Source organism: Kocuria sp. ChxB, from assembly GCF_044359605.1.
GTDB classification, from domain to species: domain Bacteria; phylum Actinomycetota; class Actinomycetes; order Actinomycetales; family Micrococcaceae; genus Kocuria; species Kocuria rhizophila.
Genome location: NZ_CP121123.1, coordinates 1850412 through 1864047 on the forward strand (window position 1 = coordinate 1850412; position 13636 = coordinate 1864047).

A 13636-nucleotide genomic window follows, 5' to 3' on the forward strand; every position below is an offset into this window, starting at 1 on the left:
TGAGCGGTGTCCTGGGGCTGATGCAGCTCACGGACTCCGCCCTGCCCACCGGGGCGTTCAGCCACTCCCTGGGCTTCGAGACGTACATGGCCGCGGAGCAGCTGGAGGACGAGGCCTCGTTCTCCGCGTGGCTCGAGATGTTCGTGGACCAGCAGCTCACGTTCACGGATGCGCTGGCCATCCGACTGGTCTACGCGGCGCAGGACTTCGAGCGGGTCGAGGACCTGGACGACCTCGTCACGGCGCAGGCCCTTCCCCGCCAGATCCGGGAGGGCGGGATGACCATGGGGCGGCGGCTGCTGAGCATCGGCGCGCGCAGCTACCCGGGGGACTGGGTGCTGCGGTACCAGCAGGGCGTGGCCGAGGAGCGCATGCACGGCCACCAGGCCACGGTGTGGGGTGTGCTCGCCCGCGGCCTGGACGTCCCCGAGGACACCGCGGTGGCCTCCCACGTGTATGCCACGGTGATCTCCCTGACCCAGAACGCGGTGCGCGGCATCCCCCTGGGCCAGAACACCGGACAGGCGGTGATCCGGGCGGCACAGGACTGGGTGGGGCGCGCCGTCGCCACCTCCCGGGAGCTGGTGTCCGCCGGGCTGGGCGAGGAGGTGCTGGGCGCGGTGGCCCCCGGCCTGGAGATCGCCCAGATGAACCACGAACGCCAGCGGGCCAGACTTTTCATGAGCTGAGGCCAACGACGACGCCGCGCGGCCAGGCCGGGCGCGTCGGGCCGGTTCGCCCGCGGGCCGGCGGAACGCACGAGACCTCACGAGAACAAGAACCACCACGAGCAGCAGGAGGGACAGCATGGACCCCGTCATCATCGGTGTGGGAGGCCCCGTGGGAGCGGGCAAGACGCAGCTCGTGGAGCGCATCACGCGTGCCATGAGCCAGGAGATCTCCATGGCCGCGATCACCAACGACATCTACACGATCGAGGACGCCAAGATCCTGGCGCGCAACTCGGTGCTGCCGGAGGAGCGGATCATCGGCCTGGAGACCGGAGGCTGCCCCCACACCGCCATCCGCGAGGACACCTCCATGAACGAGGCCGCGATCGAGCAGCTGAAGAAGCGGTTCCCGGATTTGCAGGTGATCTTCGTGGAGTCCGGCGGGGACAACCTCTCCGCCACGTTCAGCCCCGAGCTGGTGGACTTCTCCATCTACGTGATCGACGTGGCCCAGGGGGAGAAGATCCCGCGCAAGGCAGGGCAGGGGATGATCAAGTCGGACCTGTTCATCATCAACAAGACGGACCTGGCCCCGTACGTGGGAGCGGACCTGACCGTGATGGAGGAGGACTCCAGGGTCTTCCGTAAGGACAAGCCGTTTGCGTTCACCAACCTCAAGACGGACGAGGGCCTGGAGCGGGTGCAGGAGTGGATCCGCACCGACGTCCTGATGCTGGACCTTGCCTGAGGACTGGGCCGGTCAGCTGCGCCTGGAGATCGGGCAGCGGGACGGGCGCTCGTACGCCGCCCGCCAGTTCCACGAGGGGGCGCTGCGGGTGCTGCGCCCGCACTACCTGGACCGCTCCGGGCAGGTCACCTACACGGTGGTCAACCCGGGTGGCGCGTACCTCGGGGCGGACGCCTACCGGCTGGACGTCGACGTGGCGGCCGGTGCCTCCCTGGCGCTCACCACGCAGTCCGCGACCAAGGTCTACCGCACGCCCCAGGACCCGGCCACTCAGGAGATGTCGGTGCGGCTCGGCCCCGGCAGCGTGCTCGAGTACGTGCCGGACCAGCTGATCGTCTACCGGGGCGGGTCCTACATCCAGCGCACCCTCGTGGAGATGGACCCCACGGCGTCCCTCGTGCTCGCGGAGGTCGTGACGCCGGGGTGGTCCCCGTCCGGGGAGTCCTTCGCGTACGACGACCTGCGGATGCGGACCGAGGTGCGGGTGACGCCGCCCGCGGGGGCGGGTGCGCCGTCATCCCCCGCGCCGGTGCGGACCCGGCGGCTTGTGGTGGACCAGCTGCGGATCCGCCCGTCCGAGCACACGGACGTGGCCGGCACCGGGTTCATGGAGGGCCACAGCCACACCGGGCAGCTGCTGCTCGCGGACGCACGTCTGGACGCGGAGCTGTACGAGCGTCTCTGTGAGCTCGTGGACGCGTCCGGCACCCACTCCGGGATCACCCGCGCCGGCGCGGGGGAGCCGTACGGCGTGCGGTGCGTGTGCCTCCGCTCGCTCGCCGAGTCCACGGAAGCCATCGCGGCGCTGCACCGGGCCGTGGTGGACGAACTCCGGGAGCGCTGGCGAGGACAGGCCCCCCTGGGGCTGCGCAAGTACTGACCACACCCCACCGAGGAGGACCGTGTCCACCACGTCACACCCCACGCTCTACCGCCGCTACGTCACGGACCGGCACGCGCTGCCGCTGCGCATCCGGGTGGGCTTCACGCTCGCCGCGGTGGCGTGCCTGCACCTGCTCGCGTTCGGACTGCTGGCGAGCGCGCTCGCTCCCGGTTCCCAGCCCCTCGCCCTGGGCGTGGTGCTGACCGCGTACGCCGCGGGCATGAAGCACAGCTACGACTGGGACCACATCTCCGCGATCGACAACTCCACCCGCAAGTTCGTCTCCGAGGGCATGAACCCCGCGAGCGTGGGCTTCGCATTCAGCCTGGGCCACTCCCTGGTGGTCACGCTGGCCGGGGTCATGGTGGTGGCCGGGGCGCAGTTCGTCAGCGGCGCGTTCGAGGAGGGCAGCTCCGCGAACCACGTGCTCGGGCTGATCGGCGCGGGCGTCTCTGGGGTCTACCTGCTGGTTCTGGGCCTCTACAACGCGAGCATCTCCGTGGGTCTGCTGCGTGGCCGCGGCAGCCGCACGCTGCCGCCGTCCGCGGCTGTCTCCGCCTCCGGGGACGACGCCGCCCACCCCCACGACCTCGACGGCGGCTGGGGCCTCGTGTCCCGGCTGCTGCGCAAACCGCTGCAGCGCGTGCGGCGCCCTCGGGACATCTTCGTGCTGGGGTTCCTCTTCGGTCTGGGTTTCGACACCGCCACGACCATCGGCCTGCTGCTGCTCACCGTCTCGGCGTCCCTCGCGGGCGTGCCGGCCCTAGCCTTGCTGGGGCTTCCCGTGGCGTTCACGGCGGCCATGACCCTGTGCGACACCCTCAACGGGCTCGGCATGATGAAGCTCTACTCCACGGCCCTGACCGAGACCGGCACCCGGATGCGCTTCAACGCCACGGTCACCGTGATCTCCGCGGTCTCCGCGCTGCTCATCGCTGTGATCACCCTCGGCGGGTTCGTCAACGACCTTCTGGGACTCACCGACCCGGTCACGACGGCGCTCGCGGACGTCGACCTCGGCCAGGCGGGCCTGGCGCTGGTTGCCGTCTTCGGACTGGTGTGGCTGTGGTTCTGGTGGACGTCCCGTCGTGGGGCGGACACGCAGGCGTGAGCGCCGGTCCCGACGCCGCGCAGGGATGGTGGGCTTCACATCGTCGGGAATCTTCCCCCGCGGGCGTTCGTTAACCCGGGTGAGGACGTGCTCGATCGTCCGAAAAGAGAATCCGAGACACTAGGAGACCTCATGGCTTTCCGTACAGAGAACCCCGCCACCGGAGTTGTTGAGCAGGAGTTCACCTCGGCCACCGACGCAGACGTCACCCGCGCCATCGAGCGCGCCGACGCCGCTTTCGCCTCGTGGCGCAACACCCCGGCAGCTGACCGCGCCAAGGCGCTGGCGGCCGTGGCCCAGGCCTTCCAGGACCGCGGGGACGAGCTGGCGCGTGTGATCAGCACCGAGATGGGCAAGCCCTTCAAGCAGGCCCAGGGCGAGGTCGCCCTCTCGGCGTCCATCTACCAGTGGTACGCGGACCACGGCGAGGGGCTGCTGGAGGAGGAGACCCTGGACGTGGGCGACAGCGCCAAGTCCGTCGTGGTCACCGAGCCCGTGGGTGTGCTCATGGGTGTCATGCCGTGGAACTTCCCGCAGTACCAGGTGGCCCGTTTCGCGGCCCCGAACCTGATGCTGGGCAACACGATCCTGCTCAAGCACGCCTCGATCTGCGGCCGCACCGGTGAACTGATCGAGGAGATCCTGCACGGTGCAGGCATCCCGGAGGACGCCTACATCAACCTGTTCGTGAGCACCGACCAGGTGACCACGATCATCGAGGACCCGCGGGTGCGTGGCGTGTCCCTGACCGGCAGCGAGGGCGCCGGTGCTGCGGTGGCCACCACGGCCGCGCAGAACCTCAAGAAGAGCGTGCTGGAGCTCGGCGGCTCCGACCCGTTGATCGTGCTCGACGACGTGGATGTGGCCAAGACTGCCAAGACCGTGGCGACCACCCGCATGCGCAACGCGGGCCAGGCCTGCAACTCGCCCAAGCGCATTCTGGTGCCCTCCGGGATGTTCGACGAGTTCGTGAAGGTGGTCGTGGAGACCGTCGAGGGCATGAAGGTTGGTGACCCCCTGGCAGAGGACACCAAGATCGGCCCGCTGTCCTCCGTGGAGGGCCGCGACGACGCCGTGTCCCAGGTGGAGCGCGCCGTGGAGCAGGGTGCCACCCTGCACACCGGCGGCAAGTCCCTCGACAAGGACGGCGCTTGGATGTCCCCGGCCGTCCTCACCGGTGTCACGCGTGAGATGGACGCCTTCAAGGAGGAGATCTTCGGCCCCGTGGCCGTGGTCTACTCCTACGACTCGGTGGACGAGGCCGTGGAGATCGCCAACGACTCCTCCTTCGGTCTCTCCGGCTCCGTGTGGGCCGAGGACACCGCGAAGGCCGAGGAGGTTGCGCGCCGCCTCGAGGTGGGCATGGCCTACGTCAACGAGCACGGCACCACCATGCCGGGCCTGCCGTTCGGCGGTGTTCGCCGCTCCGGCTACGGCCGTGAGCTGGGCCGCTGGGGCTTCGGCGAGTTCTCCAACACCAAGTTGGTGCGCGTGGCGGGCTGACCCCCCCCGCGTACCACCACGCTGGTGCCCGGGGTTGCGTGTTCGCACGCGGTTCCGGGCACCCGCCCTGCCGGTCGACGACGCCGCGGCGCCATCGACCGCGCGACACCAGCAGTCGCGGGGACCGCCCCGCCACACGAAGAGAAGGAGCATCCCATGGCGGATCTGACAAACCTCACGGAGCAGGAGCAGGCCAACCTGGACCTGGCCAAGGAGTACATGCGCATTGCCTACACCCCGGGTGAGGCCAGCGCGGACGCCGTGGCGCACCTGTGCGCTCCGGGCAACAAGTTCGTGGGTCCCACCACGTTCCCGGGCACCGAGACCCTGGAGCAGTACGCGGACGTCCACGGCGAGCTCATGACCAAGCTGGACGACCTCCACTTCGTGAGCTTCGACGTGGAGTTCGTGAAGGACGACCGCGTGGCCCTGCGCTACACCGCCCAGGGCACCCACAAGGGTGCCCCGCACGGTGACATCCAGCCCACCGGTCGCCAGGCCACCTGGACCGCGTGCGCGCTGTTCCGCGCGGAGAACGGCAAGCTCACGGAGTTCGTCAAGGAGTGGAACAAGCTGCCCATGTGGGAGCAGCTGGGCTGGCCCATCGAGGAGTGCCTGACCTACAACGACTGAGACGGTCGCGACGCCCGGTGCGGTGTCGGTTCTGCGGCGGGGCCGCGGCAGGTGCGTGCTGCGCCTGTCGCGGCCCTGCGGCGTTGTCGGCCCTTTCCGGCGAGGAAGGGCGTCCTGGGGTCCCGGGCTCCCAGCCGTGGTCGTACAGTGGGAGGCAGATCACACGGAACCGGCGCGGAATCAGGTGGACCATGAGTGCTCAGGAACTGCTGGCGGACGCGGCACGGCGTCCCGTGGAGGCGGCGGAGGCCGCAGTGGAGAACGTCTCTGCGGAGGTCTTGAACCGCATGCCGGGCGGCACGCACAACTCCATGTCGTGGCTGCTCTGGCACGCCGCGCGGCAGCAGGACGCGCAGATCGCGCAGCTGTGCGGCGCGGAGCAGGTCTGGACCGCCGAGGGGTGGAGCGGCTCCTTCGGGCTGGACCGTGCGGCCGGGGACTTCGGCTTCGGGGATGGCCCCGAGGATGTTGCCCGGGTGCGTGTCTCGGACCCAGGGCTGCTCGTGGGCTACCTCCGCGCGGTCTGCTGCGCCACGGCCCAGTACCTCCGGGGGCTGTCGGACGAGGAACTCGCTGAGGTCGTGGACGACTCGTGGGACCCGCCCGTCACCCGGGGCATGCGGATTGTCTCCACGATCGACGACGCCGCCCAGCACGTGGGACAGGCGGCGTACGTCCGCGGGCTCGTGGACGAGGACTGGACCGGGCGCTACTGACATCCTGTGGATTCCCGTTCATGCAACTACATGAACACCGGAAATTCACCTAGACTGGTTCTACTGACTGTCGGCGCCAGGGCTCACGGCGTCGAAGTTGACCCCCCGGGAGACACGATCATCCATGGCTCGTTCACGTGCACGCTCCACCCCCGCCAGGAAGCCCTCCATGGCTCTCATGGCGTTCACCTCGTTCTCCCTGCTGGTCGCGGGGAGCGTGGCGCTGAGCAACGGCACCGAGGTAGCCCCCTGGCAGCCCGCCATGGCGCAGGATCCCCAGGGACCCCAGCGCCCCGCGCCCTCCGGGCAGGCCACTGACGACGCCGCACGGCCAGCTGAGCCGTCCCTCTTCGCCGCCTCCCCGGATGACGCCGCCATCTCCGCGGCCCAGGACGCGTCCCTCGTCTCCCTGAGCAGCACCCCGCCGAGCGGCGGATCGGCCGGAGCGGGCGTGCCCGGAACGGGTGGCGGAACGGGCAACGGGGCAGCGTCCTCGGTGGCGCCGAGCACGCGCGCACCCGCGACCTTCAAGGGCGAGCTGCCCGTCAACACCCTGATCGCACCGGCGCAGCCCGTGGTGGTGCTCAAGGGCGGCGAATTCGGCTGGCGCACGGCGCCGGACACGGGCCAGCGCGAGTTCCACAACGGCACGGACGTCTCCGCTCCAGAGGGGGTGCCTGTCGTGGCAGCCCTGGACGGCACCGTGACCGCCGTGTTCTGGGACGTGTGGGGCGGCAACCGCGTGGAGGTCTCCCACGCGAACGGCATGAAGACCACCTACAACCACCTCAGCAAGGTGATGGTAAAAGAGGGCGATTCTCTGCGGGCATCGGAGCAGCTGGGTGCCGTGGGCCAGACCGGCCAGCGGGTGACCGGGCCGCACCTGCACTTCGAGACGTGGGTGGACGGCAAGGTCGTGGACGCGCAGTCCTTCGACTGGAAGTCCGGGGAGGAGATTATCCCGGCGTCCCGTCCGGCGTACTCCACGGCGGACCAGGCCGGGGTGTCGCAGGCCCCCACCAACCCGAACGCCAAGCCGGGAACGGACGCGGGTTCCGCGCCCAGGACACCGAAGAAGAACCAGGACGAGATCCGGGCGCTGGGTCAGCAGACGGCACCGGCCAAGGACACCTCGGCCTCCGGCAACGGTAAGGCCTCCGGTGAATCCGCTCCGAAGGCCTCCGACTCCTCCGGCAAGAAGCACGTGACCCACGGCCCGTCTCAACCCGGTTCGCCCACCAAGGGCACCGGCAAACCGCAGACTCCGCCGAAGACCCCGGTGGCGTCCGGCTCCCAGGGTGCCACCGGCAAGCCCGCTGACCCCAAGCTGTCCGAGCCCGGAAAACCGGGTGCGACGCCGACGAAGCCGGCGCCCTCTCGGCCCGCGCCCTCCAAGCCCGCTCCGACGAAGCCGGCACCGACGAAGCCCGCTCCGACCAAGCCAGCGCCCTCCAAGCCGGCACCGACCAAGCCCGCTCCGACGGAGCCCGCGCCCTCCAAGCCTGCCCCCACCACACCCGCGCCCTCCCCGGTCAACCCGTACACGGCGGACATCACGAAGCTCACCACCCTGGAGCAGTTCCAGCAGCGCACCCAGAACCTGCTGGCCACGCAGCTGAAGCTGACCCCGGCGGAGCAGTTCGGGCCGCTGACCCCCCTGAACGTGGAGCTCAAGGCGCTGACCCAGCAGCTCACCTTCCGCAACTTGGCCGCGGTGGACCCGGCGTACGCGAAGCAGCTGGGGATCACCCAGCAGGCGGTGGAGAAGGCTTCCGCCAAGCCCACAGACCCGAAGCTCACTTCCGCGGCCACGGCGGAGCTCACCAAGCTCCAGGACCTGGTGAAGAACGCGCCGCTCTACAAGGACAAGAACGCCGCCGCGCCGGGAGCGGGCCAGCCTGCCCCCGCGGTGCCGGGCCCCGCGGCGCCGGGCCCGGCCGCACCGCAGAACTGACCCCGGGACTCCCCACCCCCACGCGGTGCCCGATCCCACGGTGCCCGTTCGTGCGGTGCTAGCCTGCCCGCAAGGGGCACCAGCACCGGACCGGCACCAGGGAAGTGGGCACACGTGCGACGCATCGTGATCATCGGGGGTGGCAACGCGGGCCTGAGCTGCGCGGCGCGCCTCCTGCGGCAGACATCCCGGGACTCGGTCCGGGTGACGGTCGTGGAGCCGAGCCCCACCCACACCTACAGCCCCATGCTCTCCTACGTGGGGTCGGGCATGGCCGGCCTGAGCAGCGTGTGCAAGGCCCAGCGGCGGTACATGCCCTCCGGAGCCCGGTGGATCCGTGCCCGTGTCACGCGGGTGGATCCGCAGGCCCACACGGTGGCGCTCGACGACGGCACTGAGCTGGACTACGACGACCTCGTGGTGGCCCCCGGCATCGCCCCGGACCTCGATCGGGTGCCCGGGCTGGCCGCAGCCCTTGACGGCCCGCACGCTGCCTCCAACTACATCACGCAGCTCGCGCCCAAGACGTGGGACCTGATGCCCGGGCTGCGGGGCGGGACCGCTGTGTTCACCATCCGCTTCGAGGACGTGGGCTGCGGCGGGGTGGGCTACAAGCCCCTCTTCATGGCGTGCGACCACTGGCGCCGCACCGGGGTGCTGGAGGACCTCCGCGTGCGGGTGGTCGTGGAGGCGCCCGAGCTGTTCCCTGAGCCCCGGGTGGCCGGACACATCGCGGACGCACTGCGGCGCTACGGCGTGGAGGCCGTCCTGGACGCTCGCATCGAGTCCGTGGACCCGGAGACCCGGGCCCTGCGCATCACGCGGGGCGGGGCACGGGAGACCGTGGAGTACGACGCCCTGCACGTGGTTCCCCCGCACCGCGCCCCCGCGTGGATCGCGGACAGCGGGCTCGCGGACGACGGCGGGGCGGGCCGGGTGGCCGTGGAGCCCGAGACGCTGCGGCACGTCCGCTTCCCGCACGTGTGGTCCCTCGGGGATGCCGCCGCGCTGGGCATCATGGCCTCCGGCGGAGCGATCCGCAGCCAGAGCCCGGTCCTGGTGCACAATCTCCTCGCGGCGGATTCCGAGGAGCTCCAGCGCTACGACGGCTACACCGTGGCGCCCATCGCGCTGTCCCGACGAACACTGCTGCTCGCGGAGGTGGACCGCCGGATGCGCCCGGAGCCGTCCTTCGGCGTTCGCGACCTCGCGAACCCCCGCCCGTGGACGTTCCTCTTCGACCGCTGGCTGCAGCCCGCCCTGTACTGGAAGGGCATTCTGCGCGGTCTGATCTGAGCGGTTCGGCCCCTGGTCCCGGGCCACGACGCCGCCGCGAGACTCCAATGCGAGACCCCCACGTGGGGCTTCCACGCCACGTGGGGCACCCTCGTGAGAGAACCGCGCGAGGCGCCCGGCGGCGTCGTCCGGGGCCGTGCGTGGCGGGGCGGCGCGTGCTGGGGTGGTGCCGGGTCCGGACGGGCCCGGCGCCACCGTGCTCAGCGGGTGGAGCGCACCCGCACCCCGGTGACCGGGCGGGTCAGCATGTGGGTCCACGAGAACGTGAGGTCGTCCTGGTCGCTCGGCAGCTGGACCTCCGGGCGGCACAGCGCCACCACGGCGGCGGAGAGGGACGTGACCGCGATCTTTTCGCCGGGGCAGCGGTGGCCCGTGCGCACGTCCGCACCGCCCTGGGGGATGAACGTGGAGATCGCCTCGGCGTCCTCGACCCCCAGGAAGCGCTCGGGGTCGAACGTGGCCGCGCGGTCCCAGGACGCCGGATCCGTGTTGGTGCCCAGGATGTCCAGGACCACGCGTTCCCCCTTGTGCACGGGGCAGCCCTGGATCTCGGTGTCCTGCGTGAGCTCCGCGGGGAGCATGGGCACGAACGGGTACACGCGTCGGACCTCCTGCGCGAAGGCCACGGCCTCGGGAACGTCCAGCAGGGTGCCCCCGCGCTGCTCGGAGGCGGTGCGGATGCGCTCGACCCACTCGGGGTGCTCCACCAGGGCAGTGGCCGCGAACGCCGCGAAGCGGGCCACGGCCACGTTCGGGCGGGTGAGGTTCTGCAGCTCGATGCCCGCTGTCTTGGCGTCCACCAGCTCGCCGTGCTCGTCCACCAGACCGGCCATGTGCTCGAGCACGGAGTCCTGGGGAGCACGGACCCGCCCGGCTCGGACGTCCTTGATGAGCGCGGTGAAGCGGCGGTCCAGGGCGATCCGGTCCAACCGGGACACCACGTGGCTCGCGGGGCGTCCGAAGGTGTCCAGCAGGCGGCTCATGCGGTGGGCCCAGCGGTCCATCTCCGGCACGCCCCACTGCAGGCCGGCCCACCGGAAGGACGCGCGGCCGAAGGCGATCGCGGTGCTGTCGTAGACGTTGTCGCCGTCCTTCCAGCGAGCCACGAGGTCCTCGAGCTCCTCGGCCACGAAGGGCTTGTACGCGGCCACGCGCTCGTCCTCGTACGCCATGTCCGCGAGCTGGTTCTTGCGCGTCCGGTGGGCCTCGCCGTCCAGGCCGTGGACAGCTCCCGCTCCGAACAGGGGACCCTGGACGACGCCGGGCATCGCCCCGTCGCGCTGCACGCGGGACGTGTCGTAGAAGAGCTTGACGCCCTCCTCACCGCGGACCAGGACGGTATTCTTGCCCAGCAGGGGCATGCGCACAGGGCACCCCGAGTCCGAGGAGAGGCCTGCGCGGCGTCGTACGCGGGAGGCGAAGAGGTAGCCGGAGCGCAGCAGCGAGGGGCCCTGCTCGGAACGGGTCTGGCCGAACTGTGAAGTCATGCTCCCCAGTATGCGCCCGCAGCCCGTGCGTCTGCGGGAGGGTCGTTGAGCCTGCGTTCAGGAGCGGCGGCGCTCCCGCAGCGCCCCGGCGAACAGGAACGCGAGCACGCCCATCACGGGGAAGATGAGCAGCGCGGTGCGCAGCCCCACGGCGTCGGCGAGCACCCCCACCAGAGGTGGGGAGAGCACGAACACGATGCGCATGCACCAGCTGACCAGCGTGAGCCCCGTACCGGGTTTGAGGCCCGGCGCGTGGTCCGCGGCGGCGTAGGCGTTGGGGACCATGGTGGCGCAGCCGAAACCGGCGAGCGCGAAGCCCACCAGGGCCAGCCACGGAGCGGGCGCGAGGGCGACGGCTCCCAGGCCCACGAAGATCAGGACGCCTCCGATGCGGGTCACCAGGACGGCGCGGAGCGCGTCGATCAGGCGGTCCCCGACGATCCGGCCCACGAACTGCGCTCCCACGAGGCTCACGTAGCCGAGCCCCACCAGGCCCACAGGGGCGGCGAGCACGTCCCGGAGGTAGACGGCGGACCAGTTGGAGCCCACGTCCTCCACGAGCACCCCGGACACGGCGACCACCGCGATGGGCAGCAGAGCCAGCAGCGCCGCGCGCCTTCCCCGGGGCAGCCGGGGAATCCCTGCGGTGTCCACGGGGAGGTTCTCCGCCTGGGCGGCGGCGTGGGCCTCGTGGTCGTCCGGCACGGCCCACCGCATGGCCACCACGGCCACGGCGGCGAAGACCACCCCGCTGACGAGGAAGTGCCAGGCCAGGGGCACGTGCAGGGCGGCGGCCGCGGTGCCCATGAGCCCGCCGATCACGGCACCCACGCTCCACAGGGCGTGCATGGAGTTGATCATCGAGGTTCCGGCGAGGCGCTGGACCCGCAGTCCCTGGGCGTTCTGGGCGGTGTCCACCACCGCGTCCAGCACTCCGGCGACGAACAGCCCCGCTCCGAACACGGCGAGCACCGGGACGGAACCGGTCACGAACACGGCCGCGGCCAGGAGCACGGAACCCGCGGCCGCGGTCCGGGCGGTCCCGAACCGTCGCAGGACGGGAGCGGGCAGCGGCCCGGCCACCACGCCGCCGATCGGGAACGCGATCACCGCCAGCCCGTACGCCGCGTTGGAGAGCTCGAACATGTCCTTGAACTCGGGCAGCCGCGGGAGCAGGTTGGAGAAGATCGCGCCGTTCGTGAGGAACAGCAGGGACACGGCCAGCCGGGCACGGCGGATGCGCGCGCGGTCCATGGCTTCGGGGTCGGAGGACGTCACCCGACCAGGCTACGGGGCGCGCCGCCTGGGGAGTCATCCGGTGTCACCCGGGGCCGCACGTGCCGGTCCACTCCCGCCGCGGGCAGGGAAAAGCCCTGCGGCCCGCCTGGTCAGCGGTGCCGCGGGGCGCCCGTCCGGAGCCCGTACGCGCCGGACGGGAGGTCTACTCGTCGCGGCCCGGGGCGGTGGAGACCGTGAGGCTCGGGGCCGGGGAGTTCGAGGAGCGCGGGGAGCTCAGGGAACTGGGGGAGCCGTCCGTGGGCTCCTGCCGGTCGCCGTCCCACGCGTCCACGGTCCCGGCGTCCCGCACGTCCACCGGCGTCCCCTTCAGGAACAGGCAGGGCCGGCCCTTGGGTGCGGCGTCGCACGTGGCGTCCGCGTCGTACTCGGTGCTCGGCGCCCCGCCCTGGGTGGCGGTCTGCAGGCCCTGGTCCGAGCTCCACGAGTCACCGCTGCCCCACGAATCTCCGGCGTACGCGGAGCCACCGGGGGTGGTCGTGCGCGGGTGGCGGGGGTCGGCGACGTCGTGCTGGCTGCCCTGCGGGTACCAGTAGTCCGCGCCGGGCATGTCCACCCCGTACGCGCCGGTGGTCGCGGTGACGGAGGTGCGCTGCGGGGCGGGGCCCTGGGCCGCGACGAGCGCCATCCCCAGGGTCACGTGGGCGTCCAGGCGGTTCTTCACGCTCACCCCGTCCAGCACCACCTGCCCGGTGGTCGCCCGGGCGTCCAGCACGGAGGCCTCCACGTTCGAGGCGGTGACCGAGCCCATCTCGGACGAGGCGGAGACGTCCCGGTACGTGCCCTCCACGTTCACCGCGCCGGCGGTGCTGGAGATGTCCAGGGAGGCGGCGGGGGCGTCCTGCGGGACGACCACCGAGATCTGCTGCGGGCCGGTGGCCCACGCGGACTCCTCCTGCCGCGCGGCGTCCAGGCTCAGCACGCCGTTCTCGACCGTGGGGGTGATCTGCTGATCGGGCAGGGACCATCCGGTCTCGTGCCACTGCACCTCCACGTGCTCCACGGTGGGGCTCGTGGTGATGTTCACCGCGGCGGTGCGGGTGTCGATGCGGATCTCCTTGACGGCGGAGGTCGCGGTCCAGGATCCGTCGCGCTCCTGCGTCAGGGCGACCGCCGCCGCGGTGCCCGCCCCGGTCAGGACCAGCCCGAGCGCGGTCACACCGCCGATCACTGCGGTGGCCGTGTTCCACGCGCGGCGCTCGCCGCGCCCCACGGGGCGGTCGTGCGGGCGGTCCCCGCGGGGGTCGCGCGGGGGGCGGCCGTCGCCGGGAAGGCCCGCGGGCGGCGTCGTCGGGGAGGAAGAGGATGAGGGTTCGGGGAATCGTGTGCTCATGACGT

The 13636-nt window shown here is 71.4% G+C and carries 12 protein-coding genes; 9 read left to right on the top strand and 3 right to left on the bottom strand.

All coding sequences use genetic code 11. The features are described from left to right. Positions 1-20: 20 nt before the first annotated feature. The 9 genes from P8S73_RS08250 (at position 21) to P8S73_RS08290 (ending at position 9515) form a co-directional block, all read left to right on the top strand. Positions 21-689: an urease accessory protein UreF gene (locus P8S73_RS08250; RefSeq protein WP_070637631.1), complete on the top strand. Its 669-nt coding sequence runs from the start codon at positions 21-23 to the stop codon at positions 687-689. A gap of 118 nt (positions 690-807) precedes the next feature. Continuing rightward, entirely contained in the window at positions 808-1419 is a 612-nt protein-coding gene (gene ureG / locus P8S73_RS08255; RefSeq protein WP_070637431.1) for an urease accessory protein UreG, read from the top strand. Beyond that, positions 1412-2299, top strand: a complete 888-nt coding sequence (locus tag P8S73_RS08260) for an urease accessory protein UreD (protein WP_070637434.1) — start codon at positions 1412-1414, stop codon at positions 2297-2299. The genes ureG and P8S73_RS08260 overlap by 8 nt, the downstream gene beginning before the upstream one ends. Before the next feature lie 22 nt (positions 2300-2321). Beyond that, the gene (locus tag P8S73_RS08265) at positions 2322-3413 is read left to right on the top strand and encodes a HoxN/HupN/NixA family nickel/cobalt transporter (RefSeq protein WP_135010630.1); all 1092 of its coding nucleotides are present in this window, start codon (positions 2322-2324) and stop codon (positions 3411-3413) included. A 132-nt stretch (positions 3414-3545) separates the two neighbouring features. Beyond that, the gene (locus P8S73_RS08270) at positions 3546-4916 is read left to right on the top strand and encodes an NAD-dependent succinate-semialdehyde dehydrogenase (RefSeq protein WP_135010631.1); all 1371 of its coding nucleotides are present in this window, start codon (positions 3546-3548) and stop codon (positions 4914-4916) included. A 156-nt stretch (positions 4917-5072) separates the two neighbouring features. Continuing rightward, positions 5073-5549 (top strand): ester cyclase, encoded by a 477-nt coding sequence (locus tag P8S73_RS08275; RefSeq protein ID WP_124109657.1) that lies wholly within the window; start codon positions 5073-5075, stop codon positions 5547-5549. 191 nt (positions 5550-5740) lie between these two features. After that, a complete protein-coding gene (locus P8S73_RS08280; RefSeq protein WP_124109658.1) occupies positions 5741-6265 on the top strand; it encodes a DUF664 domain-containing protein in 525 nt (174 codons plus the stop codon). Positions 6266-6389: 124 nt separating this feature from the next. Next, a complete protein-coding gene (locus P8S73_RS08285) occupies positions 6390-8219 on the top strand; it encodes a M23 family metallopeptidase (protein WP_223110662.1) in 1830 nt (609 codons plus the stop codon). Positions 8220-8333: 114 nt separating this feature from the next. Continuing rightward, positions 8334-9515: an NAD(P)/FAD-dependent oxidoreductase gene (locus P8S73_RS08290; protein WP_396350329.1), complete on the top strand. Its 1182-nt coding sequence runs from the start codon at positions 8334-8336 to the stop codon at positions 9513-9515. 200 nt (positions 9516-9715) lie between these two features. Here the strand turns inward: P8S73_RS08290 and P8S73_RS08295 are convergent, their stop codons facing one another. The 3 genes from P8S73_RS08295 to P8S73_RS08305 all read right to left on the bottom strand — a co-directional run bounded on the left by P8S73_RS08295 (position 9716) and on the right by P8S73_RS08305 (position 13631). Beyond that, entirely contained in the window at positions 9716-11002 is a 1287-nt protein-coding gene (locus P8S73_RS08295) for a cytochrome P450 (RefSeq protein WP_396350330.1), read from the bottom strand. A 57-nt stretch (positions 11003-11059) separates the two neighbouring features. After that, complete coding sequence (locus tag P8S73_RS08300) at positions 11060-12280, bottom strand: MFS transporter (protein ID WP_396350331.1); 1221 nt, start codon at positions 12278-12280, stop codon at positions 11060-11062. A 163-nt stretch (positions 12281-12443) separates the two neighbouring features. After that, positions 12444-13631, bottom strand: a complete 1188-nt coding sequence (locus tag P8S73_RS08305) for a DUF4097 domain-containing protein (protein WP_259918869.1) — start codon at positions 13629-13631, stop codon at positions 12444-12446. Between the last annotated feature and the right edge of the window lie 5 nt (positions 13632-13636).

Bases quoted from the DNA above. Each gene is read 5' to 3' on its own strand.
- P8S73_RS08305 (WP_259918869.1), bottom strand. From the start codon at position 13,631: ATGAGCACACGATTCCCCGAACCCTCATCCTCTTCCTCCCCGACGACG.
- P8S73_RS08270 (WP_135010631.1), top strand. From the start codon at position 3,546: ATGGCTTTCCGTACAGAGAACCCCGCCACCGGAGTTGTTGAGCAGGAG.
- ureG (WP_070637431.1), top strand. From the start codon at position 808: ATGGACCCCGTCATCATCGGTGTGGGAGGCCCCGTGGGAGCGGGCAAG.
- P8S73_RS08280 (WP_124109658.1), top strand. From the start codon at position 5,741: ATGAGTGCTCAGGAACTGCTGGCGGACGCGGCACGGCGTCCCGTGGAG.
- P8S73_RS08250 (WP_070637631.1), top strand. From the start codon at position 21: ATGCAGCTCACGGACTCCGCCCTGCCCACCGGGGCGTTCAGCCACTCC.
- P8S73_RS08285 (WP_223110662.1), top strand. From the start codon at position 6,390: ATGGCTCGTTCACGTGCACGCTCCACCCCCGCCAGGAAGCCCTCCATG.
- P8S73_RS08295 (WP_396350330.1), bottom strand. From the start codon at position 11,002: ATGACTTCACAGTTCGGCCAGACCCGTTCCGAGCAGGGCCCCTCGCTG.
- P8S73_RS08275 (WP_124109657.1), top strand. From the start codon at position 5,073: ATGGCGGATCTGACAAACCTCACGGAGCAGGAGCAGGCCAACCTGGAC.